The 23941-nt window shown below is 67.3% G+C and carries 23 protein-coding genes; 9 read left to right on the forward strand and 14 right to left on the reverse strand.

Annotated elements, in window-relative coordinates:
- Window positions 1-88: 88 nt before the first annotated feature.
- Entirely contained in the window at window positions 89-853 is a 765-nt protein-coding gene (locus AC1RRR_RS04045; protein WP_492810759.1) for an enoyl-CoA hydratase, read from the forward strand.
- Window positions 854-856: 3 nt separating this feature from the next.
- Here the strand turns inward: AC1RRR_RS04045 and AC1RRR_RS04050 are convergent, their stop codons facing one another.
- The 4 genes from AC1RRR_RS04050 to secG form a co-directional block, all read right to left on the reverse strand.
- Complete coding sequence (locus AC1RRR_RS04050) at window positions 857-1843, reverse strand: retropepsin-like aspartic protease (protein ID WP_492810761.1); 987 nt, start codon at window positions 1841-1843, stop codon at window positions 857-859.
- Window positions 1844-1966: 123 nt separating this feature from the next.
- Window positions 1967-2149: a 50S ribosomal protein L32 gene (gene rpmF, locus AC1RRR_RS04055; protein ID WP_172263992.1), complete on the reverse strand. Its 183-nt coding sequence runs from the start codon at window positions 2147-2149 to the stop codon at window positions 1967-1969.
- A 125-nt stretch (window positions 2150-2274) separates the two neighbouring features.
- The gene (pyrG, locus tag AC1RRR_RS04060; RefSeq protein WP_492810763.1) at window positions 2275-3927 is read right to left on the reverse strand and encodes a CTP synthase; all 1653 of its coding nucleotides are present in this window, start codon (window positions 3925-3927) and stop codon (window positions 2275-2277) included.
- Between the two features lie 114 nt (window positions 3928-4041).
- On the reverse strand, window positions 4042-4599 hold the full coding sequence (gene secG, locus AC1RRR_RS04065) for a preprotein translocase subunit SecG (RefSeq protein WP_492810765.1): 558 nt from the start codon (window positions 4597-4599) through the stop codon (window positions 4042-4044).
- Window positions 4600-4759: 160 nt separating this feature from the next.
- On the opposite strand from secG, the gene AC1RRR_RS04070 reads away from it, so the two are divergent.
- The 3 genes from AC1RRR_RS04070 to AC1RRR_RS04080 all read left to right on the forward strand — a co-directional run bounded on the left by AC1RRR_RS04070 (window position 4760) and on the right by AC1RRR_RS04080 (window position 8638).
- Window positions 4760-5275 (forward strand): GNAT family N-acetyltransferase, encoded by a 516-nt coding sequence (locus AC1RRR_RS04070; RefSeq protein WP_492810767.1) that lies wholly within the window; start codon window positions 4760-4762, stop codon window positions 5273-5275.
- A 117-nt stretch (window positions 5276-5392) separates the two neighbouring features.
- On the forward strand, window positions 5393-7180 hold the full coding sequence (locus tag AC1RRR_RS04075) for a hypothetical protein (protein ID WP_492810769.1): 1788 nt from the start codon (window positions 5393-5395) through the stop codon (window positions 7178-7180).
- Between the two features lie 837 nt (window positions 7181-8017).
- A complete protein-coding gene (locus tag AC1RRR_RS04080; RefSeq protein WP_492810771.1) occupies window positions 8018-8638 on the forward strand; it encodes a DsbA family protein in 621 nt (206 codons plus the stop codon).
- Between the two features lie 6 nt (window positions 8639-8644).
- Here AC1RRR_RS04080 and mfd read toward each other — a convergent pair whose 3' ends face one another.
- From mfd to AC1RRR_RS04095, 3 genes are read right to left on the reverse strand one after another with little or no spacing between them, the layout of a single operon-like run.
- Window positions 8645-12112, reverse strand: coding sequence for a transcription-repair coupling factor (gene mfd / locus AC1RRR_RS04085; RefSeq protein WP_492810772.1), 3468 nt, complete (start codon window positions 12110-12112; stop codon window positions 8645-8647).
- A gap of 4 nt (window positions 12113-12116) precedes the next feature.
- A complete protein-coding gene (locus AC1RRR_RS04090) occupies window positions 12117-12410 on the reverse strand; it encodes an FAD assembly factor SdhE (RefSeq protein WP_125158468.1) in 294 nt (97 codons plus the stop codon).
- Window positions 12411-12433: 23 nt separating this feature from the next.
- Complete coding sequence (locus AC1RRR_RS04095; protein WP_492811761.1) at window positions 12434-13165, reverse strand: class I SAM-dependent methyltransferase; 732 nt, start codon at window positions 13163-13165, stop codon at window positions 12434-12436.
- Between the two features lie 122 nt (window positions 13166-13287).
- Here AC1RRR_RS04095 and AC1RRR_RS04100 point away from each other — a divergent pair, with 122 nt between their 5' ends.
- Window positions 13288-14952: a DEAD/DEAH box helicase gene (locus AC1RRR_RS04100; RefSeq protein WP_492810773.1), complete on the forward strand. Its 1665-nt coding sequence runs from the start codon at window positions 13288-13290 to the stop codon at window positions 14950-14952.
- 161 nt (window positions 14953-15113) lie between these two features.
- On the opposite strand, the gene AC1RRR_RS04105 is transcribed toward AC1RRR_RS04100, so the two are convergent.
- Together AC1RRR_RS04105 and AC1RRR_RS04110 are read right to left on the reverse strand one after the other, a co-directional pair.
- Complete coding sequence (locus AC1RRR_RS04105; RefSeq protein ID WP_492810774.1) at window positions 15114-15797, reverse strand: HTTM domain-containing protein; 684 nt, start codon at window positions 15795-15797, stop codon at window positions 15114-15116.
- A complete protein-coding gene (locus tag AC1RRR_RS04110) occupies window positions 15794-16234 on the reverse strand; it encodes a hypothetical protein (protein ID WP_492810776.1) in 441 nt (146 codons plus the stop codon). The genes AC1RRR_RS04105 and AC1RRR_RS04110 overlap by 4 nt, the downstream gene beginning before the upstream one ends.
- Before the next feature lie 167 nt (window positions 16235-16401).
- On the opposite strand from AC1RRR_RS04110, the gene AC1RRR_RS04115 reads away from it, so the two are divergent.
- On the forward strand, window positions 16402-16674 hold the full coding sequence (locus tag AC1RRR_RS04115; RefSeq protein ID WP_454716232.1) for a hypothetical protein: 273 nt from the start codon (window positions 16402-16404) through the stop codon (window positions 16672-16674).
- Here AC1RRR_RS04115 and AC1RRR_RS04120 read toward each other — a convergent pair.
- Both AC1RRR_RS04120 and AC1RRR_RS04125 read right to left on the reverse strand, forming a co-directional pair.
- On the reverse strand, window positions 16671-17816 hold the full coding sequence (locus AC1RRR_RS04120) for a glycosyltransferase family 61 protein (RefSeq protein ID WP_492810778.1): 1146 nt from the start codon (window positions 17814-17816) through the stop codon (window positions 16671-16673). The genes AC1RRR_RS04115 and AC1RRR_RS04120 overlap by 4 nt on opposite strands.
- A 36-nt stretch (window positions 17817-17852) precedes the next feature.
- Entirely contained in the window at window positions 17853-19310 is a 1458-nt protein-coding gene (locus AC1RRR_RS04125) for a coniferyl aldehyde dehydrogenase (RefSeq protein ID WP_492810780.1), read from the reverse strand.
- Window positions 19311-19505: 195 nt separating this feature from the next.
- On the opposite strand from AC1RRR_RS04125, the gene AC1RRR_RS04130 reads away from it, so the two are divergent.
- Together AC1RRR_RS04130 and AC1RRR_RS04135 are read left to right on the forward strand one after the other, a co-directional pair.
- Window positions 19506-20567 (forward strand): GGDEF domain-containing protein, encoded by a 1062-nt coding sequence (locus AC1RRR_RS04130; RefSeq protein ID WP_492810782.1) that lies wholly within the window; start codon window positions 19506-19508, stop codon window positions 20565-20567.
- 134 nt (window positions 20568-20701) lie between these two features.
- Window positions 20702-21505, forward strand: coding sequence for an enoyl-CoA hydratase/isomerase (locus AC1RRR_RS04135; RefSeq protein ID WP_492810784.1), 804 nt, complete (start codon window positions 20702-20704; stop codon window positions 21503-21505).
- On the opposite strand, the gene AC1RRR_RS04140 is transcribed toward AC1RRR_RS04135, so the two are convergent.
- From AC1RRR_RS04140 to AC1RRR_RS04150, 3 genes are read right to left on the reverse strand one after another with little or no spacing between them, the layout of a single operon-like run.
- On the reverse strand, window positions 21492-21899 hold the full coding sequence (locus tag AC1RRR_RS04140; RefSeq protein ID WP_492810786.1) for an ACT domain-containing protein: 408 nt from the start codon (window positions 21897-21899) through the stop codon (window positions 21492-21494). The genes AC1RRR_RS04135 and AC1RRR_RS04140 overlap by 14 nt on opposite strands.
- A complete protein-coding gene (locus AC1RRR_RS04145; protein ID WP_492810787.1) occupies window positions 21896-22300 on the reverse strand; it encodes a DUF6165 family protein in 405 nt (134 codons plus the stop codon). The genes AC1RRR_RS04140 and AC1RRR_RS04145 overlap by 4 nt, the downstream gene beginning before the upstream one ends.
- Window positions 22301-23275, reverse strand: a complete 975-nt coding sequence (locus AC1RRR_RS04150) for a glycosyltransferase family 9 protein (RefSeq protein WP_492810789.1) — start codon at window positions 23273-23275, stop codon at window positions 22301-22303.
- A 94-nt stretch (window positions 23276-23369) separates the two neighbouring features.
- On the opposite strand from AC1RRR_RS04150, the gene AC1RRR_RS04155 reads away from it, so the two are divergent.
- Window positions 23370-23930, forward strand: coding sequence for a TetR/AcrR family transcriptional regulator (locus AC1RRR_RS04155; RefSeq protein WP_492810791.1), 561 nt, complete (start codon window positions 23370-23372; stop codon window positions 23928-23930).
- The last annotated feature ends 11 nt before the right edge of the window (window positions 23931-23941 follow it).

Consider the following 23941-nt stretch of genomic DNA (forward strand, 5'->3'; position numbering starts at 1 on the left):
CGGCAGGCTTTAGCCGCCATGCGAGCCAGGCGCAACTTGACTTCCCTTTGGGAGGCCGACTGATCGTCGCTCACAAAGGGAGAAGCACATGCTGGACGTCGAACGACGCGGCCCGGTGGCCATCGTCACCCTCAATCGCCCCGAGGCGATGAACGCTCTCTCCAAGGCGCTGCGGCAGGCCTTGTATGACGCCATGGTCGCGCTGGACGCCGATCCGGAGGTCAGCGTCGTGATCCTGACCGGCGCGGGCGAGAAGGCCTTCACCGCCGGGCTCGACTTGAAGGAGCTGGGCGCTGACGGCCTGGGGGCCGCCAATGACCAGGACGCTCGCTCCAACCCGGTCCGAGCCGTCGAAGCCTGCCGCAAGCCGGTGATCGGCGCCATCAACGGCGTGGCCATCACCGGCGGCTTCGAGCTGGCCTTGGCCTGCGACGTACTGATCGCCTCGGAGAACGCCCGCTTCGCCGACACCCATGCCCGCGTCGGCATCATGCCGGGCTGGGGCCTGTCGCAGAAGCTCTCGCGGCTGATCGGCCTCTACCGGGCCAAGGAGCTGTCCCTGACCGGCAACTTCCTGGACGCCCGCACGGCCGCTGACTGGGGCCTGGTCAATCGCGTCGTGCCGGCCGCTGAGCTGCTGCCAACCGCTTTGAAGCTGGCGCAGGACATGGCCTCGATCCCGGTCGAGACGCTGTCGTTCTACAAGTCGCTGATCGACGAGGGCTACGGCCAGGCCTTCGGCGACGGCCTGCAAACCGAGCACGCTCGCTCCACCGGCCACAACCGCGAGGTCACCCCCGAGAAGGTCGAGGAGCGCCGCCGCCAGGTGATGGCGCGCGGACGCTCCCAGTAGGTCCTAGGCGTTCAGGGTCGGGGCGATCAGACCGCCCTGCCCCAGCCGGAACAGCACCCGCCCCAGCCCGAAGTCCAGCTCCACCCGGGCGAACAGGCGCAGCACGTCGACGCCCAGCAGCGCCGCCGGACGATCGTTCAGCCCCCAGACGTCGAAGATATGCAGATCGGCGAAGGCCATCGGGATGTTGGTGATCCGCAGCTCGCCCATCGTGATCGAGGGCACGACGCGGAACTCGCCCAGCAGCATCTCGCCGCCGGCGGTCAGTAGCCTGGCCTGCTGGAAATAGTCGGGCGACCGGCGTCGGCGCGCGGCGATGGCGCGGGCCAGGGCCATATTGCCGATGCTGACCCCGCCCCCGGAATCGATGAAGGCCAGCGACCGCGCTCCGGCGATCCGCGAGTCGGCCAGGGTCAGCCGCCCGAACTTCTCATCGGCCACGACCGAGACCTCACGCGGCAAGCGGAACGAGCCGTTGACCGGTGAGCTGCGGCGGATCTCCAGCTGCTTCTTGCGGAAGTCGATGACGATGTTGCGGTCTTCGAGGATGTCGACGCCCAGCAGGCCGTCCGCGCCGATGCGCTCGTACGGCAGGACCGGCAGGGTCGCGTCCGTCAGGCGCGAATCCCCGCTGCGCAACAGGGTCACGCGCGCCGTCTGGCTCAGGACCGAACCAGAGACCCCGTGCACCATCACGTCCGGCCCGCGCGGCAGGGCCAAGCGTTCGGCGATGCCGGGCGTCAGGACGCTGCGGTCGGCGCCCGTGTCGACGACGAATTGGAAAGGCCCCTGCCCGTTGATCATGACCGGCACGGTCAGGCGGGCGTCCTGGTCCAGGGAGGCGTCGAGGATCAGAAGCGGCTGCTCGACCGGCGGGACGGGAGCGGGTGGTGTCTGAGACAGCGAGACCGACGTGATCGCGCCCGCCAGCGCCGGTGGCGCGGCCAGCGAAAGACCCAGTCCCGCCGCTATGTCGCGGCGTGTGAGCATGGGCGTATCCTCCCTTGCGGGAAGCGTAACACCGTTCTTTTATTTCGCGACGGAAATACGACGAAAAACGCCGCCCGGCGGACCGGGCGGCGTTTTCAAAGCCGTCAGTGACGGAAGGAGACCTTAGTCTTCCTTCGGCGTCAGGATCTGCTTGCCGTTGTACATGCCGGTCTTCAGATCGACATGGTGCGGACGGCGGAGCTCACCGGTGTCCTTGTCCTCGACGAACGAGTTGGCGCCCAGGGCGTGGTGCGACCGGCGCATGTTCCGGCGAGAAGGCGAAGTTTTTCTTTTGGGAACGGCCATCGAAGTGACTCTGCTCGCTGAGCGTGAAAATTAGGAGCGGCGACTAGGGTTCGACCCAGGCCGCCGCGTGAGCGGGGGCTTATGCCCGAATCTCTCCACGGATGCAAGCACCCGGGGAAAAAGCGTCACACAAGCCTTCCGTGCTCCTTCGCCGCGGCGATGAAGCTTGCGAAAAGCGGGTGTGGCGCGAACGGGCGGCTCTTCAGTTCCGGGTGGTACTGGACGCCGATGAACCACGGATGGTCGTCCCGCTCGACGATCTCGGGCAGCACGCCATTGGGCGAGCGGCCGGTCAATTTCAGGCCGGCGTCCTCCATCAGGTGGGCGTAGCCGATATTGACCTCGTAGCGGTGCCTGTGGCGCTCGCTGATCTCGGTGCCGCCATAGATCTCGGCGACCTTCGAACCGGCCGTCAGGACCGCCTCGTAGGCCCCCAGGCGCATGGTGCCGCCCAGATCGTCGTTGGCGCGGCGCTGGACGGTCTCGTTGCCCTTGATCCACTCGGTCATGATGCCGACCACGGGACGCTCGGTCGGACCGAACTCGGACGAGCTGGCGTCCTTGATGCCGGCGACGTTCCGCAGGGTCTCGATCACCGCCATCTGCATGCCGAAGCAGATGCCGAAGTACGGCACCTTGCGCTCGCGAGCGAACTGGGCCGCGCGGATCTTGCCCTCCGCGCCCCGCTCGCCGAAGCCGCCGGGCACCATGATGGCATGGGCGTTTTCGAGACGGGCCGCGGCCGCGCCCTCGTCGCCCTCGAAGGTCTCGCTCTCGACCCAGTCCAGGTTGACCTTGACCTTGTTGGCCAGGCCGCCGTGGTGCAGGGCTTCGATCAGCGACTTATAGGCGTCCTTCAGGACGGTATATTTGCCGACGACGGCGATGGTGACCTCGCCGTCGGGGTGCTGAACGGTGTCGTCGATGGTCTTCCAGCGCGTCAGGTCCGGCGCCGGGGCGTCGTGCATGCCGAAGACGTCGAGAACCTCGGCGTCCAGGCCTTCCTGGTGATAGTCGATCGGCACGGCGTAGATGGACGATGAGTCCATCGCCTGAATGACCGCGCTGGGACGCACGTTGCAGAACTGCGCGATCTTGCGCTTTTCCTCGGCCGGAATCTCCTGCTCGCAGCGGCACAGCAGGATGTCGGGCTGGATGCCGATCGAGCGCAGTTCCTTGACCGAGTGCTGGGTCGGCTTGGTCTTCATCTCGCCGGCCGTCTTGATGAACGGCAGCAAGGTCAGGTGCACGTAGCAGCTCTGGCCGCGCGGCAGGTCCTGGCGCAGCTGGCGGATGGCCTCGAAGAACGGCAGGCCCTCGATGTCGCCGACGGTGCCGCCGATCTCGACCAGCACGAAGTCGACCGGCTTGCCGCCCGTCTCGTCCATGGCGGGCGACAGGACGAAGTCCTTGATCTCGTTGGTGACGTGCGGGATCACCTGGACGGTCGCGCCGAGATAGTCGCCGCGGCGCTCCTTCTCGATGATCGTCTTGTAGATCTGGCCCGTCGTGATGTTGTCGGCCTTCTTGGCCGACACGCCGGTGAAGCGCTCGTAGTGGCCAAGGTCCAGGTCGGTTTCCGCCCCGTCGTCGGTCACGAAGACCTCGCCGTGCTGATACGGGCTCATCGTGCCCGGATCGACGTTGAGATAGGGGTCGAGCTTACGAAGGCGAACCGTGTAGCCACGCGCTTGCAGCAGCGCGCCGAGCGCCGCCGAGGCCAAACCCTTGCCAAGCGAGGAAACCACGCCGCCGGTGATGAAAATGTACCGCGTCATGGGCGATCAGATTACCCGTGATTCGACGACGCCGGTGAAAAGACCTGCGTTCATCAACAAGATTAAACCCCCGAGGTTGCCCTCGGGGGTCGGTTCAGATCCGTCTTGGGACGGTTATTGTTTCGGTTGCTCAGTCGGCGGAGCCGCGACCGTCGGGGTCGCTGCGGGCGCCGGAGCCGTCTCGGCCGGCTTGGCCGCCGCCTTCGGAGCCGCGGCCGGCTTCTTGGCCGCTTGAGTCGGGGCCGGCGCCGCCGGTGCCGGAGCCAGCAGCGAGGGCTGCGGCGCGGTCGGGGCCGGGGCGTTGATCTGCGGGGCCGGAGCCTGGATGGCGCCCGGCTGGGCGGCCGCCGGATCGGTCGCGGGAGCCTGAGGCAGCGGCGCCGCGTTCAGGGTCTTGGCGTCCAGGCTCTGGATGTTCAGGCGGTCGGTGACCGAGCCGCCGGTGTTGGAGCGACCGGTCAGGATCGTCAGCGTCAGGCTGATCACGAGGAAGATGGAGAACAGGATCCAGGTGATGCGGGTCAGCAGGTCGCCGGCGCCGCGGGCGGTCATGAAGCCGGTGTTGCCGCCGCCCATGCCCAGCGCGCCGCCTTCCGAGCGTTGCAGCAGGACGACCCCGATCAGACCGAGGCAGACGACGATATTGATGGCCAGCAGGACGCCGATGAGCATGACGAAGTTGTTCTCGATCCGGGCGCGGGCGAAATGCCACGCGAAAAACGAAGCGGCCCCTCTACCACTAGAGGCGGCTACGCGCCATAGCTGGGAAGCGTGCTCTCCCACGCAAGCCCCCCAAGTCCCTTAAGTCCCCCAAGCCAATTCTCCGGACCGCATGATCCTCGAGACCGAACGCCTGACCCTCGCTCCCCTGACGGTCGACGACGCGCCCCTGATCTATCCGTTCCTCAGTGATGCGGAAGTGATGTCGAACCTGGACCAGGAGCCGATCGAGGATCCTGACGAGGTGACCAGCCGCGTCGCCGCCCAGGTCGACCAGATGGTCGCCGGCGACGCCGCCTACTGGTGCATCCGCCATACGACCAGTGGCGCGTTCCTGGGCTATTGCGAGTTCATCGACATCGACAAGCGCCACGACCGGGCCGAGATCCGCTTCGTGGTCGACCGCAAGGGCTGGGGCCAGGGCTTCGGCGCCGAGGCGGTCAGCGCCCTCCTCGCCTATGGGGCCAGCAGCGGCCTCAAGAGCCTGGTGGCCAGCACCCACGTCGGCGACAACCGCGCCGAGCACCTGCTGCAGAAGCTGGGCTTCAAGGCCGAGGGCTATCTGAAAGGCGCCGTGCACCGCGACGGCGAGCGTCGCGACCGCCGTCTCTACGCCCTGGATCTGTAGTCGGAAGTCTAGAGTCTGGGTGCGGCGATCAGTATTATCGACCCGAGAGATTAACGCAGGCATGGTCTGCGTTAACCGTCGCACCCCGAATCGGGTGCGTCCGGAACGGAGATCCCGATGCGCTCGCCCGCCGACATGGACATCGTCCAGATCGACATCAGCACCAAGTGCCACTTGGCCTGCAGCAATTGCACGCGGCTGATCCCGCACCAGACCCAGCGCCGCGACATGGAGCTGGAGACCTTCGAACGCTCGGTAAAGAGCATGGAAGGCTGGAACGCCCCGAACAAGGTGATCGGCGTCATCGCCGGCGAACCCACCCTGCACGGCAATTTCGAGCAGATCTCGCGCCGGTTCGCCGAGCTGTGGGGCGGCCCGAACACCAATAACGGCAAGGCGCCGATCAAGGACTTCAACGACTTCGCCACGCAGCGCCTGTTCGACCGCTCGAACGGTCGCGGGCTTTGGACCAGCCTCGGGAACGGGTTCTACAAGAACTACGAGACCATCATGGAGGTCTACAGCCACTTCAACACCAACACCCACGAGACCGCGGGCCAGCACCAGGCGCTGCTGATCAGCCGCAAGGACTACACCCAGGCGACCGGCATGTCGGACGCCGAGTGGGAGTACAACCGCGACAACTGCTGGGTGCAGAAGCTGTGGTCGGCGACGATCAACGACAAGGGCGCCTATTTCTGTGAAGTGGCCGGCGCCATCGACCGCCTGTATTTCGACGGCCAGCGCGCCTGGCCGGTCGAGCACGGCTGGTGGCAGCGCACGCCCGAAGACTTCAAGGACCAGCTGGACCTCTGCAACTATTGCGGCCTGGCCCAGCCGGGTCCGTCGCAGCTTGACCTGCTGGACCGCGACATCATCTCGGCCGAGCACAAGCAGATCCTCAAGAAGCTGGGCAGCCCGGCGATCCGCAAGCGCGCCTATGAGATGTTCGACCCCGCCCTGCACATGCAGAAGCGCCAGGTCGAGACCCGCGACAATTACGTGGGCGACGCCAGCTCGGGCCGCCGCGTCGGCATCGGCCACAACTCGACCAAGCCGCGCAAACTGGCCTGCGTCCTGACCTCGGTCGGCTACGGCGACGACCTGGCCCTGACCCTGCCGCAGAACATGCGCGAGTTCGACGAGATGATCGTCGTCACCTCCAGCGACGACCTGCGCACCCAGGAAGTGGTCAAGGAAAACGGCGCGACCCTGGTGATCTCGGACCGCTGCTTCGACGACGACCACGCCTTCAACAAGGGCAAGATGCTGAACGACGGCCTCAAGGGGCTGAAGGACGCGGACTGGATCGTCTTCACCGACGCCGACATCGTCATGTTCGAGGGCTTCTACGAGCTGTTCATGTCGCACTCGTGGAACCCGGGCTGCCTGTACTTCACCAGCCGCGTCGACAGCCAGAAGGTCGAGGGCAAGGGCGAGCAGACCAATTTCGAGCCGAACGGCTACTTCCAGCTGTTCAACGCCAAGGCCACGGCCATCCGCGACAGCTGGCCCAATATCGTCAGCGAGAACTTCTGCTCGGCCGGCAGTGTCGACAGCTGGTTCTATCAGCAATGGCGCCGCGACAACCTGTTCGGCATCAGCGACATCCCGGTCCAGCACATCGCCAGCGCCCGCCTGGGCGAGAACTGGAACGGCAAGCAGGCCAAGCCCAAGAAGTGGCGCCAGTTCGGCATCCTGACCACCAACGGCTTCACCTCGCTGGACTCGACCGCCACCCAGGTGCCCGAGACCATCCGCCTGACCGACACCTGTAATGGCGACACGATCGAGCTGCACCGCGACGACCTGGACAAGCACGTCCACATCGGCCCCAACGGCCTGGTCTTCGGGGGCAAGGATATCGGTCACATGCACGTCCACGTGGCTTACTTCGCGGATTGATGGAGTCTTCTCCCTTCCCCTTGATGGGGAAGGGTTGGGGATGGGGTGACCTGCTGAGCTGGACGCCGTGCGCGGCATCCGACGCCGTAGTCACCCCCACCCCTGCCCCTCCCCCATCGAGGGGGAGGGAACGTGTTTCATCGCCCTCGCGCCCCGAAGCTGCGAGTGGGTGGAAAGGGACGCGGAGCGCCGGGCCGCGCCCGGACTGTGTTTGAGTTAGTACCGTTTCGACGAAGCCAGACGCTCCGCGCGATCGTTATCCGCCAGCGTCCCGTCAGGTGGCCCTGTTCAGGCCTTACCGGGAGCCGGACCCCGCCGTTTCCGGCAAGTTCCAACGGTCGAAGAAGGCGAGCCAAAAATGGCTAAGACACACCCCTTTGCCTTCGACCACGCCAACGGCGGGCGGGTTCAGCCAGCACGCTGAAGCCCCGGACCGTCCGAGTATCCCCCTCGGACCTTCACCGCTCGATCACACCCCGCCGCCGCAACGGTCGCTGGCCATGCGCCCTTTCCTCGCGACGAGGTGGGACCATTGTCGAGGGGTTCTGAGCGCGGATCATTCGGAGGCGCGTAAAATCGACAGGGCGTTGATTTTACAGAAGTCTATATCGCGAATTCCGAGGATAGAGGCCGCTTAATCCCCATAAAGCTCCCTCTCTCTTAGAGAGAGGGTTGGGGTGAGTGGTTAGGACGTCTGACGGAGTGCCGGCACGCCGTCGACCGGCGTACCCACTCACCTCCCACCGCTTCGCGGCGGGCCCCTCCCTCTCTCCATGAGAGAGGGGTTTTTCCATCGAATCCGCTATGCCTGCGCCCCTGGTCTCCGGAGTACCCGCCATGCCGTTCCGTCAGTTCGTGGCGCTCGCCTTGTCCGTCGTCGCGTTGGCAATCTGCGGAACCGCCTCCGCCGCCGAATACGGCTTTAAGGATCTGCTCAAGGACCCCGGCGTTCCGCGCCTCGGCGCGACAGCTCCCGACGTCGTCATCGTGATGTACGGCGACTACAACTGCGGCTACTGCAAGCGCATGGAGCCGGTCCTGGCCGATGCGCTGAAGACCGACAGCCGGCTGGCCGTCGTCCACAAGGACTGGCCGATCTTCGGCGACGTGTCCGAGCACGCCGCGCGGGTGGCGCTGGCGGCGACCTATCAGGGCCAGTACGAGGCCGTGCATCGGGCCTTCATGCTCTCGCCTACCCGCCTCAGCGACAAGCCGATGGTCGACGCCGTCGCCAAGCAGGCTGGCGTGGACTGGGCCCGACTGACCCGCGACCTCAAGGCCCGCGGCGGCGAGATCGACGCCATCCTGGCGCGCAACGCGCGCGAGGCGGCGCTGCTGCAATTTCAGGGCACGCCCGGCCTGGTGATCAACGGCTATCTCATCCCCGGCGCGCTGTCGGGCGAGGAGCTGAAGGGCGTGCTCCAGAAGATCCGCACCGCCAAGAAGCCGGGGGTCTAAGAGCCCCTACTCCTTGGCCAGTTTCGCCAGCACCGCCAGGATCTTCTCGGCCGCGTCCAGGCGCTGAGCGGGGGTGTCCCACTCGCCCTTGACCACGACCTTCTGGTCCGGACGCACCTTCCAGATGATGCTGTTCTTGCCGACGTACTGCATCAGCCCCAGCGGGTTGGCGTAGGTGTCGTTGCGGAAGCTTGCGACGGCGCCCTTCGGGCCGACATCGATCTTGGCGACATTGGCTTCGCGGCACAAACCCTTGATGGCGACGACCTTGAGCAGGCTGTCGGTCTCGGGTGGCAGCGGGCCGAAGCGGTCGATCATCTCGGCGGCCAGGGCTTCGCGATCGGCGGCCTGCTCGGCGTCGGACAGGCGGCGATAGAGCGACAGGCGGACGTTCAGGTCCGGGACGTACTCGTCCGGGATCATCACGGCCGCGCCGGTGTTGATCTGCGGCGACCAGCCCCGATCCTCCAGCAGGGCTTCCTGACCTTGGCGTTGGCGGAGTTCGGCGACCGCGTCCTCCAGCATCTGCTGGTAGAGCTCGACGCCGATCTCCTTAATGTGGCCGCTCTGCTCGTCGCCCAACAGGTTGCCGCCGCCGCGCTGGTCCAGGTCGTGACTGGCCAGCTGGAAGCCGGCGCCCAGGCTGTCCAGCGACTGCAGCACCTGCAGGCGCTTCTCGGCCGACAGGGTCAGCGACTTCTCGACCGGCGTGGTCAGATAGGCGTAGGCCCGGGCCTTGGACCGGCCGACGCGACCCCGGATCTGGTAGAGCTGGGCCAGGCCAAACATGTCGGCGCGGTGGACGATCAGGGTGTTGGCCGACGGGATATCCAGCCCACTTTCGACGATAGTCGTCGCAAGAAGCACGTCGTACTGGCCCTCGTAGAAAGCCGTCATCACGTCTTCCAGCTGGGTGGCCGCCATCTGGCCGTGGCCGACGACGTACTTCACCTCGGGCACCTGGGTGCGGAGGAACTTCTCGATGTCCTCCAGGTCCTTGATGCGCGGCACGACGTAGTAGGACTGGCCGCCGCGATACTTCTCGCGCAGCAGGGCCTCGCGCAGGGTCACCGGGTCGAACGGGCTGATATAGGTGCGCACCGCCAGGCGATCGACCGGCGGGGTGGCGATGATCGACATCTCGCGGATGCCCGACAGCGCCATCTGCAGGGTGCGCGGGATCGGCGTGGCGGTCAGGGTCAGCATGTGCACGTCGGCGCGAAGCTCCTTGAGCTTCTCCTTGTGCTTGACCCCGAAGTGCTGCTCCTCGTCGACGATGACCATGCCCAGGTCCTTGAACGAGACCTGCTTGGACAGCACCGCATGGGTGCCGACCACGATCTCGATCGTGCCGTCGGCCAGGCCTTCGCGGGCCTCGGCGGCTTCCTTGCCGGTGACCAGGCGCGACAGGCGCGTGACCTTGATCGGCCAGCCCTGGAAGCGGTCCTTGAAGGTCTTGTAGTGCTGGCGGGCCAGCAGCGTCGTCGGGCAGACGATGGCCACCTGCTTGCCGCTCATCGCCACCACGAAGGCCGCGCGCAGGGCCACTTCGGTCTTGCCGAAGCCGACGTCGCCGCAGATCAGGCGGTCCATCGGCTTGCCGGACGCCAGGTCCTCCAGCACGTCGTGGATGGCGCTGAGCTGGTCGTCCGTCTCCTCGTAGGGGAAGCGGGCGCAGAACTCGTCGAACACGCCCTGGGGCGCGTCAGTCTCTTCGACGGACTTCAGCTGCCGGGCGGCGGCGATCTGGATCAGGCCCTCGGCCATGACCCGCAGACGCTCTTTCGCCTTGGCCTTGCGACCCTGCCAGGCCGCGCCGCCCAGCTTGTCCAGCTGCACGCTCTCGGGGTCCGAGGCGCCGTAGCGGGTCAGCAGGTCGATATTCTCGACGGGCAGGTACAGCTTAGCCTCGCCGCCGTACATCAGGTCCAGGCAGTCGTGCGGCGCGCCCTGGACGTCGAGGGTCTTCAGGCCCTCGTAGCGGCCGATGCCGTGGTCGATGTGGACGACCAGGTCGCCTGGCGTCAGGGCCGAGGCCTCGGCCAGGAAGTTGGCGGCGCGGCGCTTCTTGCGCGGGCGGGCCAGGCGGTCGCCCAGGATGTCGGTCTCGGAGATGACCGCCAGCTGGTCGGTCTCGAAGCCATGGTCCAGCGGCAGCACGACCCGCTGCGGGGTCTTCGGGTCATTGGCCTTGGCAGCTTGCCAGTAGCCGGCATAGGGGATCTTCTTCAGGCCATGGTCGGCCAGCATGGTCCCCAGGCGCTCGGACGAGCCCTCGGACCACGAGGCGAACAGCACCCGCTTGCCCTCGGCGGCCAGCTTCTTGGCGTGGTCGGCGGTGGCCTCGAACAGGTTGACGCTGTCCTGGGCGCGCTCGGCGGCGAAGACCCGGCCCAGTTTGGCGCCCATGTCGACCACGTCCAGGCCCTGGGGCTGGAACGGTGTGAACAGGCGGTGCGTGCGGTCGGTGAGCTCGCGGTCCCACTCGGCGGCGGTCAGGTAGAGAGCCTCAGGGGCCAACGGACGATAGGCCGACTTGCGGTCGGCGCTGGCGCGGGCGTCATAGGCGTCGGCGATCATCGCCAGGCGTTCGTCGCGGGCCTCGGCGGCCTGGTGGTCGACGCCGATCAGGGATCCGGCCGGCAGATAGTCGAACAGGGTCGCCATCCGCTCGTAGAACAACGGCAGCCAGTGCTCGAGCCCGGCGCGACGGCCGCCCTCGCTGACGGCGGCGTACAGCGGATCATCGCCCGGCGCGCCGAACTCGGCGACATAACCCTTGCGGAACCGCGAGATGCCGTCGGCGTCCAGCAGAGCCTCGCTGACCGGCAGCAGGTCGATTTCCTTCAGCTGCCTGGTCGAGCGCTGGGTCTCGGGATCGAAAGCGCGGATGCTTTCCAGCGTGTCGCCGAACAGGTCCAGACGCACCGGCTCCTCGGCGGCCGGCGGATAGACGTCGATAACGCCGCCCCGGATCGCGAACTCGCCACGCTCCGACACCGTCGAGGCGCGGGTGTAGCCGTTGACGGCGAAATAGCGTTCCAGATCCTTGATATCGACGACATTGCCGACCTTGGCCGAGTAGGAGGCGCGCAGCAGCACGTCCTTGGTCGGCACGCGCTGCAGCAGGGCCGGCGCGGCGATGACCAGGATGGCCGGCTTGCTCTCGCCCAGGCCTCGGGCCAGGCGCGACAGCGTCGCCATCCGTGTGGCCGAGACGCCCGAGGACGGACCGATGCGGTCGTAAGGCAGGCAGTCCCACGACGGGAACAGCACGGCCTCGATCTCGGGCGCGAAGAACTTCAGGGCGTCGATGAAGGCGCCGGCGCGAGCGGTGTCGCGGGCCACGAACGCCGTCAGGCCGCCGCGCGCCCGGGCGATGTCGGCCATCACCAGCGCGTCGAAGCCCTCCGGCGCGCCGGCCAGGGTCAGGCCGCCCGCGGCCTTGGCGATCTGTTTGGCGTCGTAGCTCATGCTTTTAAGCGCCGTCTCCGGTCGGGCGCGAGGCGTGCGCCTCGAACCTGAACGCACGGATCATCGCCAGGACGTCCGTCTCGAACTTTTCAGGGGTCGGCTCCTGGCCGACGATCCAGGCGTAGATCTCGCGGTCCGACTCCTCGAGCAGGGTCTCCAGCGTGTCGATCTGCTCTGGGGTGAGGTTCGGGCCATGGACATCCGCGAACGGGCCCAGAATGAGGTCCGCTTCCCGGAAGCCGCGATGCCAGGCGCGGAAACGAAGGCGCCGAAGGCGGGAGTCGTGGTCGATCGTCATGTGCTGGCGGATATAGAGGGGCCTTAAGGCTTGCGCCACTCCATGATGAGGTACCAGGGCACGCGCCGGTATCTGTCAGCACGCTCGGCCGGCCCACCATGCGGCGCGGGCTCGTCGAAGTGGGTCAGGACAAGCCCCTGGCCCAGGAACCAATGCATGTAGTCCTTCAGCGGACGGTGCCAGTTGAGGATACGAATGCCGCGCCATTCCTCCCAGCTGGCGCGAGGCTCCAGATAGTGGTCGATGGCGAACTGGGTCTTGTGGCCCAACACGTTCTTTTGCCAGCCCCCATGCGCGCGGGCCGTCGAGAAACTGGTCAGATTGGCGATCAGCAGCGTCCCACCAGGCCTCAGGACCCGGGTCATCTCGGCGATGGCCCGGTCGGCGGCTTCGATGTCGATCAAGGACAAGCAGCTGACCACCAGATCGAAGCTGGCGTCGGGGAAGTCCAGGACCTCGGCTTGGCCGTGGACATAGATCCCGTCCGGATCCTTCGCTCGCGCCGCGTCCAGCAACTCCGCGGTCGGGTCCAGGCCCACGGGGGCGAAGCCCTCGCGGCGCAGGATCCGGCAGAACCGCCCTTCCCCGCAGCCCACATCCAGGGCCTGGCCGGGCGTCAGCAAGCGCAGGCGCTCGGTCATAGGCGCGTCCAGCACCCACTGGCGTCCGTAGTCTCCAGCCTCGCCCATGTCGGCGATCCAGGCCTTGGCGGAATCTTTCCAGCCGTTGTCGCTCATCTTCCGAATACCCCCTATCGCCTTGTGGCGATTGACTTTGCCGACTTTACGCCTATTTATCCCCACCTTCGGAGCAGGTCTGGCGAATCCGCGCCGCCCGCTCGCCCAAGCACGGGCGGCTCCGATCAGACCAGCGTGTAATGACCGAATTTACCGACCTCGGGCTTTCGCCCACGACCCTGCAGGCGGTCGCCGACACCGGCTATACCACTGCGACGCCCATTCAAGCCCAGGCCATTCCGGTCGCCCTCGCGGGCCAGGACGTGCTTGGCATCGCCCAGACGGGCACCGGCAAGACCGCCGCCTTCACCCTGCCGCTGATCGACCGCTTGCAGTCGGGCCGCGCCAAGGCCCGCATGCCGCGCGCCCTGGTCATCGCCCCGACCCGCGAACTGGCCGACCAGGTGGCCGCCAGCTTCGAGAAGTACGCCAAGGGCACCAAGCTCTCGTGGGCGCTGCTGATCGGCGGCGTCTCGTTCGGCGACCAGGAAAAGAAGCTGGACCGCGGCGTCGACGTACTGATCGCCACGCCGGGCCGCCTGCTCGACCACTTCGAGCGCGGCAAGCTGCTGATGACCGGCGTGCAGTTCCTCGTCGTCGACGAAGCCGACCGCATGCTGGACATGGGCTTCATCCCCGACATCGAGCGCATCTTCAAGATGACGCCGCCCAAGAAGCAGACGCTGTTCTTCTCGGCCACCATGCCGCCGGAAATCACGCGCCTGACCAAGCAGTTCCTGAAGGACCCGGTGCGGATCGAGGTGGCCAAGCCCGCCACGACCAACGCCAACATCACCCAGCTGCTGGTCAAGGTTCCGACCTCTGACCCCAAGGCCAAGCGCCTGGCGCTGCGGGCCCTGGTCGAGAAGGCCGGCATCGAGACCGGCATCGTGTTCTGCAACCGCAAGACCGAAGTCGACATCGTCGCCAAGTCGCTGAAGGTGCACGGCTTCGACGCCGCTCCGATCCACGGCGACCTGGACCAGAGCCAGCGCATGAAGACCCTGGCGGACTTCCGCTCGGGCGCGCTGAAGATCCTGGTGGCCTCGGACGTCGCCGCGCGCGGCCTGGACATCCCGGCCGTCAGCCACGTGTTCAACTACGACGTTCCGCACCACGCCGACGACTACGTCCACCGCATCGGCCGCACCGGCCGCGCCGGCCGCACGGGCGTGACCTACATGCTGGTCACCCCGGCCGACGACAAGGGTTTCGACAAGGTGGTCAAGCTGATCGGCTCGACCCCGGACGAAGAGAAGCTCGAGCTCGACTACTCCAACGCCGTGACCGTCAAGCGCGACGGCGACCGTGACCGCAAGCGCGGTGGTCGTGATCGCGGTGGTGATCGCCCCGACCGTGGCGACCGTCCGTCCCCGCGCAGCCGTGGCCGTCGCACCGAAGAAGCCGCCGCCGACGCGCCGGCCGAGGCCGTCGTCGCCGCGACTGAAGCGCCCGAAGCCGCTGTAGCCGAGGAACGTCCCGCCCGCGAGCGCCGCCCGCGCCGCGAACGCGATCGCGCCCCGCGCGCCGACGCCGCTCCGGCGGTTGAAGCCGAGCGTCCCGAACGCGCGGAACGTCCTGAGCGTGCGGAGCGCCCTGCCCGCGCTGAACGTCCGGAGCGTGCTGAACGCGCCGAGCGTCCGGAACGTAGCGAACGCCCTGAGCGCAGCGAGCGGCCGGAACGCCCCGAGCGTCCTGTGCGCGGCGTCCAGCCGGTCCGCGACCGCGACGACGACGACCGTCGCGTGGTCGGCTTCGGCAACGACGTCCCGGCCTTCCTGGCGCGTCCGCCGCGCGGCAAGTAAGGTTTCGACCTCGATCGAATGACAAAGGCGCCGGACCTCAGGTTCGGCGCCTTTTGCTTGGCCCGCCCTCGTCCTTCGACAGGCTCAGGATGAGGGCTACTTCGATGGTCGTTCAGTAGAGACCTCATCCTGAGCTTGTCGAAGGACGAGGTTTCGGCCCCTCAGTGGAACAGCCGCCCCTGCAGCCACAGGATGGCCGGATAGGCCGCCAGCCAGGTCCAGAAGAACCGGTTAAGGCCAAACAGGCAGGCATTGGCTAGATGGAAGGTCGCAGCGACCACCAACCCGGCGATCAGGGCGGGTTTCCACAACAGCGTCAGCGGGAAGATCAGCTCGAAGCCCATCACCGCCCACGACATCGCCAGCAGCACGCGCGGTCGGTCGGCCCAGGCGCGCAGGGCCTCGCTGACCGGATAGGCCGAGAACCGGAAGACATCGGCCAGTGCGCGGCCCGAGCGCCAATCGGGGTTCACGATCTTGACCCCGCCGGAGATGACGTAGGACAGGATCAGCTGCGCGCCCAGATAGCCGAAGGCCAGCTCCTGCACGGGCGGTGTCGGTAGCAGGCGCGAAGCAGTCAGGCACCACAGGGCCAAGAGGCCCATCCGGTCGCTGCCCCCGTTATACGGGCCCTCGAAGCGATACAGGATCAGCACCGACAGGCTCGCCAGCCCGACCAGCGGCCAGGGCGCTGCGATACCGGCCAGCACCAGCAGGCACAGAGCGATCCGGACGCCGAACAGCAGTTGTTCATTCCGGAACCGCACCAAATGCTCCAGGCTCTGCTGGATCAGCGCCAGGGCCAGCAGAATCTCGGTCAGGCGAGCGGCAAGCTGCAGGCTCATGCGACCACGATCTCAGCCAGAAGGCGCGGTGCGGGCTGGTACTGAACCTCGTCTATCAAGGCCTCGCCTACGCGGCTGACGAAGATCACGCGGAAGCACAGCCAGGGCCGTTCGGCGTCCTGCGGCTCGCGGACCACATCGGCGGCGATGCGTTTGAAGATCTCGCTCTCGCTATGGGCGGTCTCGTCATCGCCCAGGCGCTCGGCGCAGCTGACCAGGAACAGGCTCTCGTTCCAGCGCGGGTTCCAGATCAGGCGCGTCAGCATCTCCAGCGGCGACAGGCGCTCAGGCCGTGGTCGGAACGCCTTCCAGTCGCCTGCCGTGTCGCCGATCGAGCGCAGCCGGGCGTACTCCACGCGCGGCGATGGCGCGATCACGTCGAAGAAGTTCCAGGACGGGATCAGCGCGGGCAGCAGCAGCTTCAGGGGACTGCGCACGGGTCCCTCCAGAATCGCGGGCGAGATTGGAGCCTAACCGGACGGACGCCGCTGGCCCAATGGCCAGGCTCGCGGAACACTGTTATCGTATTGTCCGTTCTCGGCTTTGATCGCGCCGGAGCTCGGCCGGTCCGCCAGAACCCAAAAACGAATGGGAGGACTGCAACGTGGCCGCCATCGAACCCGAACTCGACAAGGAAGCCATCCTGATCTCGCACGAGAAGACCTATCACGCCTTCTCGGTGCTGCTGCGCTGGTCGATGCTGGGCCTCGCGGCCTCGATCAGTGGCCTGACGGTGTGGTTCGCCACGCCAGGCGGCTTCTGGGGCGGCCTGTTCACCTTCGCGATCGTCTGGGTCGCCGGCTACTACGGCATGGTCAAGCGCGAGGAGCAGCAGCCGCTGGACCCGTGGGTCCCGGGCCGCAAGGGCATCCTCTAGAGCGCCGCATCCACAAACGCCAACAGGTCGTCCAAGGGCGGCCTGAAGGCGAACTTGAAGCCTCGGCGGAACCTGGCCAGCAGCGGCGCCTCACGCGCCGGGCATGGTGAGGCGCAGACATAACCGCGCCAGTCGACCCTGACCTGCCGGCAGGCCGCCCTCACCCACTGGCTGGTGAAGTTCAGCGGCTGGATCTCCACGACCCGCGCGCCAGGCTGCAGGAAGACCGCATTGGCCAGGGCCGCGCCGCTGGCGCCGACCAGCACGTCGGCGTCGCGGATCAGGGCGACCTGCTCGCCGGCGCTCAGGGTCTCGGGCCGCACGATGGTGAAGCCGCGCGCGGCCAGGGCCTTCTCGAACGCGGCCTCGCCGACCATCACCCGCATCGATTGGCCCCGGCGGGATAGATAGACGCGCTTGGCGCCCTTGCCGGCCGGCGCCCGCGCCAGGACCCGCGCGGCGACGTCCGCCAGCACGCCGTTCGGGTGGTGCAGGAAGTGGTCCATGCTGGTGGCGAAGACCGCCCGCTTCAGCCGCACGACCGGCGCCTCGACCTCCCGGACCACGAGGTTGGGGAACGCCAGAGCGATCAAGTCGCGCTGCCAGGGCGTCAGTTTCGGGGCCAGCACCGGAACGCCCTCCAGCAGGCCAGCCCGCTCCAGCAGTTGCAGCGAGGTCAAGGCGTCGATGACGAAATGACCGTAGTTGAAGCCCGCGCCCCAAGGCAGGAACACCGCTCCCGCCTCGATCTCGGGCGCCGCGACAGGCGGAGTGAATCGGGTCGTATTCTCCCCGACGCCGGGCAGGATCGACAGATCCTGAGACCCGTGCCGGACCTCGCCGATCGTGGCGTTGTAGAGCGCGCCGTCGGTCCCGATCAGGCCGCCGAAGCGCGGAAACCACCAGGCCTCGCCGATCGCGCAGGTCGCTGGCACGTCCACCGGCGGCGGGTTGGCGAAGTCATACGGCCAGGCAGTCGCTTCCGGACCGCCCAAAACACCCGCCGGCGCGCCGACCGAGGCGTCATGCTCCGGCGACCAGGCGATCCCGGTCTCGCCCCGCGCGAAACGCTCGCGCAGTTCGGGGACCTGCATTCGAGGCAAGTCCTGGGCTTCGACGATGGGACGCAGAGGCAACGACATGCGCCGCTTGGAGCATGCCGCGCCGTCCTGTTGAAGCTACTTCTTGATCTGCCCGGCCAGGTACTTGCGGATCCCCTCCCCGTACGGCGGGCGCAGACCCAGCATCGGGGCGATGTCCTTCTTCAGCTGCTGGAACACCGCCTTGCGGTGGCTGAACTCGCGGAAGCCGTCGTGGCCGTGATAGGCGCCCATGCCGGCCGGGCCGACGCCGCCGAACGGCAGGTCCTCCTGGGCGACGTGGAAGATCACGTCATTGACGGTCACCCCGCCGCTGGTCGTGCGCTCCAGCACCCGGTCTTTCTCGGCCTCGTCGGTCCCGAACCAGTAGAGCGCCAGCGGCCGGTCGTGGGCGTTCACATAGTCCACGGCCTCGTCGACGTTTTTGTAGGTCTTCACCGGCAGCACCGGGCCGAAGATCTCTTCCTGCATCACCTTCATGTCGTCGGTGGGATCCAGGATCAGGGTCGGGGCGATCTTGCGGTGTTCCTGCTGGGTCAGGTCCTCGCCGGCCGGATTGATCTCGACGATCCGCGCGCCCTTGGCCCGGGCGTCGTCGACATAACCCTTCACCCGGTCGTAGTGGCGCTGGGCGACGACAGCGGTGTAGTCCGGGTTGTCCTTGATCGTCGGGAAGTAACGACCGACGGCGGCCTTGGCCTCCTCCACGAAGCTCTCGACCTGGTCCTGCGGGGCGAAGACATAGTCCGGCGCCAGGCAGATCTGGCCCGCGTTCAGGGTCTTGCCGTTCATGATCCGCGCCGCGGCGGTGGCCATGTCGGCCCCGCGCGACAGGATCACCGGGCTCTTGCCGCCCAGCTCCAGGGTCACCGGCACCAGGTTCTCGGCCGCCGCCCGCATCACGTGCCTGGCCACCGAGGTCGCGCCGGTGAAGACCAGGTGGTCGAAGGCTAGCCCCGCGAAGGCTTGACCCACTTCGGGGCCGCCGACGAACACCGCGACCTCGTCCTCGGCAAACGCCTTGGCGAACATCGCCTTCAGCAGCTCGGAGGTGGCCGGCGTAAATTCCGACGGCTTGATCATCGCCCGGTTGCCGGCCGCGAAGATCCCGGCCAGCGGGGCGAAGGTCAGGTTGACCGGGAAGTTCCACGGGCTGATCACGCCCACCACCCCCTTGGGCTGCCACTGCACAGTGGCCTTGGCGCCGAACAAACCCAGGATCGCCGGCGTGGTCTTGCGCTTCTCGGGGCGCGTCCATTTGGCGACGTTTTCACGGGCGAATTTCAGCGGCCCGATCGAGCCGGCGACATCGGTCAGCGCGGTCGCTTCAGGCGAGCGCGAGCCGAAATCTTCATTAACGGCGCGGGCGATTTCGGCCTGATGACCGATCAAAAGATCGATCGAGCGGTTGAGCCAATCGATACGCTTTTCGACGCTCGGCGGCCCATTTTTTAGGTGCGCGGCCTTTTGGCGCTGCAACACGTCGTTCATCGCCGCCTTGTGGGCGTCGAAGGACAGATTCACCGGTGCATTCATGGCGTTGTCGCTCCTCCCCGGGCCCCGCGTTCCGGCGCGAAGCCAATCTTATCATTGATCACCATGAGCGAGCCGAAGACGAGGCGCAAGCGAACGTTGTTCGTTCTTAACGCCTCGTAAGAACTCTCCAGTTTAAGGTCAGGCTCCAAGCGATCGGGGTTTCCGCAAGGGAAAGCACCGATGGGGGAAGAAAAGATGTCGGACGTCGAAACCACGCTGCGCGGTCCCGAGGCCTACAAGATCGCCTCGCGTGCGCTGGAGCTCATGGAACGCCACCAGGTGTGGCCGACCGCGCTGAACTTCGAGCTGTGGACGCATTACGTCGCCGACCCGGACGGCGCGCTGGCGCGTGAGCTGACCCGCCTGATCTCCCTGGGCGAACCGATGACCGAGCTGGTCAGCGAAGAGCTGGCCGCCACCTATCTGCCCAAGGCCCGCCTGAACGAACAGATCCGCGACGCCGGCGACATCCTGTCCAAGGAACTGGAAGCCGTCTCCAAGGCCATCCAGAACGCCCAGAAGTCCAACGCCGCCTTCGGCAAGGAACTGGCCGGCGCGACCAAGAGCCTGGACAAGTCGACCGACGTCGAAGCCATCAAGGCCGTGGTCGGCAACCTGGCCGACGCCACCCGCCGCGTGCACAAGGAAAACCAGTCGCTGGAAACGCGCCTGGCCGACTCCACCGCCGAGGTCGAGCGCCTGCGCGAGCACCTGGAACAGGTCCGCCGCGACGCCACCACCGACGGCCTGACCAACCTGGCCAACCGCAAGGCCTTCGACGAAGAGCTGGACCGCGCCTGCCAGGACGCCGACGACACCGGCACGACGATCTGCCTGGCCGTGCTCGACATCGACCACTTCAAGGGCTTCAACGACACCTGGGGCCACCAGACCGGCGATCAGGTCATCCGCTACGTCGCCTCGGTGATCGGCCGCGTCGCCGCCCCGCCGCGCTTCGCCGCTCGTTACGGCGGCGAGGAATTTGCGATGATCTTCCCGCGCGAAAGCGCCGCGGTGGTCGCCACCACCCTGGAAGAGATCCGCGTCGAGGTCTCCTCGCGCATGCTCAAGCGTCGCTCGACCAACGAGGACCTGGGCGCCATCACCATTTCGTCGGGCTTCGCCGAGCGCACGCCGGGCGAGCACGGCCACTCGATCATGGAACGCGCCGACGCGGCGCTCTACGCCTCCAAGCGCGGTGGTCGTAACCGCGTCACGGCGGCGGAATCCATGCCGGCCTCGGCCAACGCGGCCTAAGCTTCTTCAGCAGAAGACCTACCTGGCGCCGCCGCTCCGTGAGGATCGGCGGCGTTTCCTTGTGAAAATTCTACTAGCCTTCCCAAGGGGCAAAGGCGCCTAGACTCTCCCCAACGAACGAAGGGAGAGCCGCTGTGGACTATCAGAAGATCCGTGTCTCGACGCAGGACGGCGTCGCCACCGTCACCCTGGCCGATCCCACGACGCTGAACGCCGCTAGCCTGGAGATCGCCCGCGAACTGATCCACGCCTTCTCGTCCATCGCGGCGGGCAAGATCGAGGCCCGCGCGGTGATCCTGACCGGCGAAGGCCGCGGCTTCTGCTCGGGCGCCAACCTGTCGGGCGGCGGCGCGGCCGGGCGCGAGCTGGACGTCGACGGCAAGCCCGACGCCGGCTCGGCGCTGGAGAACACCTACAACCCGCTGATGACGCTGCTGCGCGACTTCCCGCTGCCGATCGTGACGGCGGTGAACGGTCCGGCGGCCGGCGTGGGCTGCTCGATTGCCTTGATGGGCGACATCATCGTCGCGGCCGAGAGCGCCTATTTCCTGCAGGCCTTCCGCCGCATCGGCCTGGTGCCCGACGGCGGCTCGACCTATCTTCTGCCGCGCCTGATCGGCAAGGCGCGGGCCATGGAGATGATGCTGCTGGGCGGCAAGATCCCGGCCGCCACGGCGCTGCAATGGGGCCTGGTCAACCGCTGCGTCCCGGACGCCGAACTGATCCCGACCGCCCACGCCCTGGCCGTCGAGCTGGCCCAGGGCCCGGCGGCGCTGGGCGCGATCCGCAAGCTGGTCTGGGACAGTCTGGACGAGGACTGGACCGGCCAGCTGCACGCCGAACGCAAGGCCCAGAAGGTCGCCGGCAAGACCGAAGACTTCATCGAAGGTGTCAGCGCCTTCCTCCAGAAACGCGCGGCGGCGTTCAAGGGGCGCTAGCGGCGGCCTGGAGGTCGAGCAGGATCGCGACGGCCTCGTCGGCCCGCTCGAACGGCACGAAGACGTGGTCGTGATTCAGCGCCGCGACCATGTTGCAGGCGATCCCGGCCTGGGCCAGCGCAGTCGCCACGGCGGCGGTCAGGCCGACGCCGTCCAGGGCTGAGTAGACGTTCAGCGTGATCAGGGCCATCAGCCCCTCGACCGGGAAACCGGCCGCCTGGGCGGCGTCGCGCTCGAGGATCAGGCTGACGCCCTCGGCCTCGCGGAACATGGCCAGCGGTTCCAGCGCCGCCCAGTCGCGGTCGCCGGCGGCGCAGAAGACGTAGGCGCCGGGCTTCAGCGCCGGCGTCATCCCGGCGACCATTTCGCGAGCGTCGCGAACGACTTGCGTCATGTGTCTGAGGCGCCGAGATAGGGCTTGTAGCTCTTCTCCTCGACGATGTCGGAGCCGGCGGCCTCGTTGATGGCGCGCTTGATGGCGGCGCGCTGGTCGTTGTCGATATAGACGCGGCGGGCCAGAGCCACGAAGTCCGGGCCGAAGTCCTGCCGGCGTTCGCAGTCGCGCTTGCCGTCCTCGATGTCCCACAAGGCGGCGTTGACCGTCGTAAGCTCTTCGGTCAGGCGGGCGATCTCGGCGTTGTCGGGCAGGTGCTCGGCCGCCGTGGCCTCCAACAGGGCCAGCTCCTTGCGGACATTGGCTTCCTTGGCCGGGTCGCCGATGCGCTGGGCCTTGACCCGCAGGATGGTGATCTTGTCGACCAGTTCGCCCGCCGAGATCGGCGCGAGGATGGACATTCAGGACGCTCCGGAGACCAACTTTTCGAGCGCTTCCCAGGCCGCATCGATCGGCAGGGCGCCCATGCCGCTTCCGTAGTCCTCCGCGACCAGCATCTCAAGCCGCTGGGCGGCCGGGCGGAACTTCACCGACTTGCGGCGGTCCTGTTGCAAGGACAGCAGCGGTGCGCCGCCGGCGGCCAACATGTGGCCGGGACCCGCGTCGTTGGCGACGCCCGCCGCCAGGCGGCTAGCGAGCGAGATGACCAGCAGCGGCCCCTTCACGGTCGTGAAGCCATCCGTGCGGTTACGTTCGGGCTGGAGGGCCTGCGGGACCTCGCGCGCGGCCGTGGCGGCGTCCTCGGCCTCGTCGGGGCCGAAGAAGAACACCGGCGTCCAGCCCTGGACGACCACGCGGCGGGCCAGCTCCAGATAGTTCTCCAACGGCCAGCGCTTGTCCTGCCCGCCCGCGCCGGGCGCCAGGCCCACATAGGTCGGGCCGACAGGCAGCAAGGCCTCGGCGGCCTTCAAGGCGTCGGGGTTGGTCAGGGCCAGGGGACGCGGCGCGCCCTGCCCGTCCGTCGCCAGGTTCAGCAGCCGCGCGAGGCGGTCAGTGACGGCCACGGGCCAATCCTTGTCGCGGGCATGCCGGGCGGCCGAGACGAAGCGACCCGCCGCGCCTCGCCGAGCGACGCCGCTGCGGCCGATGTGTTCCTGGGTGTCGATGACGAGATCGAACTTGCGGCCGCCGAACGGCTTGCGCCACGGCATGGCGTCCAGCGGACGCCCACCGTTCGAGCCTTCAAGGATCAGCTCGTCGATATAGCCGGCCACGACGCCCTTCAGAGCGCCGGCATAGACCGTCTCGACCTTGGCCGCGCACCAGCTGATGCGCGCGTCCGGGAACGCCGCCCGCAGGCCGGCGATGAAGGGCAGCTTGATCAGGCCGTCGCCGATCACCTCGCCCATCGAATAGATCAGAACCGTCTGGACCATGGCCGTGTGTCGCTGCGTCGCTTCTAACTGTCCATCACGAAAATGTAAGTGAACACTCACTTGCAGATTTCAAGTGCTATGAGATGCTCCTCTCATGAGCGCCAAGCCCCGCATCGAACGCGCCGCCCTTGAGGCCTTCGTCGTCGAAGGCGTTGACGCGACCACCACCAAGACCATCGCCGCCCGCGCGGGTGTCTCCGAAGGCGCGATCTACCGCCACTGGAAGAGCAAGGACGAGCTGGCGGTCGGCCTATTCATGGACTGCCACCGCCGTCTCTCGGCCCTGATCGAGGACGAAGCGACCGCCGCCGACGGCATCAAGGCCAAGGCCGCCGCCTTGGTGCAGGCCTATTGCGCTGTGGCCGACGAGGACTGGCTGCTGTTCTCGTTCCACCTGCTGCAGTTGCACCACTTCCTGCCCTACTACCAGGAGGACGGCCGCGACCCGGTCACCCAGGTCGAGACCGTGATCAAGCGGGCGATGATCAATGCCGAGCTGCCGCCGGGCGACCCGCGCGTGCTGGCCGCCATGGCCATCGGCGTGATCACCCAAACCGCCCAGAACAAGGCCTATGGCCGCCTGGGCGCCGACGCCCTATCGGCCCACGCCCCTCTCATGACCGCGGCCGTCCAGGCCGTTCTCTTCGCCCGTTAAAGGACGACACC

It is taken from the genome of Caulobacter sp. GW821-FHT12D05 (assembly GCF_058807295.1).

What these genes read in the sequence shown, in the direction of transcription:
- AC1RRR_RS04045 (WP_492810759.1), top strand. Translation starts at nt 89, where the DNA reads ATGCTGGACGTCGAACGACGCGGCCCGGTGGCCATCGTCACCCTCAAT.
- AC1RRR_RS04050 (WP_492810761.1), bottom strand. Translation starts at nt 1,843, where the DNA reads ATGCTCACACGCCGCGACATAGCGGCGGGACTGGGTCTTTCGCTGGCC.
- rpmF (WP_172263992.1), bottom strand. Translation starts at nt 2,149, where the DNA reads ATGGCCGTTCCCAAAAGAAAAACTTCGCCTTCTCGCCGGAACATGCGC.
- pyrG (WP_492810763.1), bottom strand. Translation starts at nt 3,927, where the DNA reads ATGACGCGGTACATTTTCATCACCGGCGGCGTGGTTTCCTCGCTTGGC.
- secG (WP_492810765.1), bottom strand. Translation starts at nt 4,599, where the DNA reads ATGCTCATCGGCGTCCTGCTGGCCATCAATATCGTCGTCTGCCTCGGT.
- AC1RRR_RS04070 (WP_492810767.1), top strand. Translation starts at nt 4,760, where the DNA reads ATGATCCTCGAGACCGAACGCCTGACCCTCGCTCCCCTGACGGTCGAC.
- AC1RRR_RS04075 (WP_492810769.1), top strand. Translation starts at nt 5,393, where the DNA reads ATGCGCTCGCCCGCCGACATGGACATCGTCCAGATCGACATCAGCACC.
- AC1RRR_RS04080 (WP_492810771.1), top strand. Translation starts at nt 8,018, where the DNA reads ATGCCGTTCCGTCAGTTCGTGGCGCTCGCCTTGTCCGTCGTCGCGTTG.
- mfd (WP_492810772.1), bottom strand. Translation starts at nt 12,112, where the DNA reads ATGAGCTACGACGCCAAACAGATCGCCAAGGCCGCGGGCGGCCTGACC.
- AC1RRR_RS04090 (WP_125158468.1), bottom strand. Translation starts at nt 12,410, where the DNA reads ATGACGATCGACCACGACTCCCGCCTTCGGCGCCTTCGTTTCCGCGCC.
- AC1RRR_RS04100 (WP_492810773.1), top strand. Translation starts at nt 13,288, where the DNA reads ATGACCGAATTTACCGACCTCGGGCTTTCGCCCACGACCCTGCAGGCG.
- AC1RRR_RS04105 (WP_492810774.1), bottom strand. Translation starts at nt 15,797, where the DNA reads ATGAGCCTGCAGCTTGCCGCTCGCCTGACCGAGATTCTGCTGGCCCTG.
- AC1RRR_RS04120 (WP_492810778.1), bottom strand. Translation starts at nt 17,816, where the DNA reads ATGTCGTTGCCTCTGCGTCCCATCGTCGAAGCCCAGGACTTGCCTCGA.
- AC1RRR_RS04125 (WP_492810780.1), bottom strand. Translation starts at nt 19,310, where the DNA reads ATGAATGCACCGGTGAATCTGTCCTTCGACGCCCACAAGGCGGCGATG.
- AC1RRR_RS04130 (WP_492810782.1), top strand. Translation starts at nt 19,506, where the DNA reads ATGTCGGACGTCGAAACCACGCTGCGCGGTCCCGAGGCCTACAAGATC.
- AC1RRR_RS04140 (WP_492810786.1), bottom strand. Translation starts at nt 21,899, where the DNA reads ATGACGCAAGTCGTTCGCGACGCTCGCGAAATGGTCGCCGGGATGACG.
- AC1RRR_RS04145 (WP_492810787.1), bottom strand. Translation starts at nt 22,300, where the DNA reads ATGTCCATCCTCGCGCCGATCTCGGCGGGCGAACTGGTCGACAAGATC.
- AC1RRR_RS04150 (WP_492810789.1), bottom strand. Translation starts at nt 23,275, where the DNA reads ATGGTCCAGACGGTTCTGATCTATTCGATGGGCGAGGTGATCGGCGAC.
- AC1RRR_RS04155 (WP_492810791.1), top strand. Translation starts at nt 23,370, where the DNA reads ATGAGCGCCAAGCCCCGCATCGAACGCGCCGCCCTTGAGGCCTTCGTC.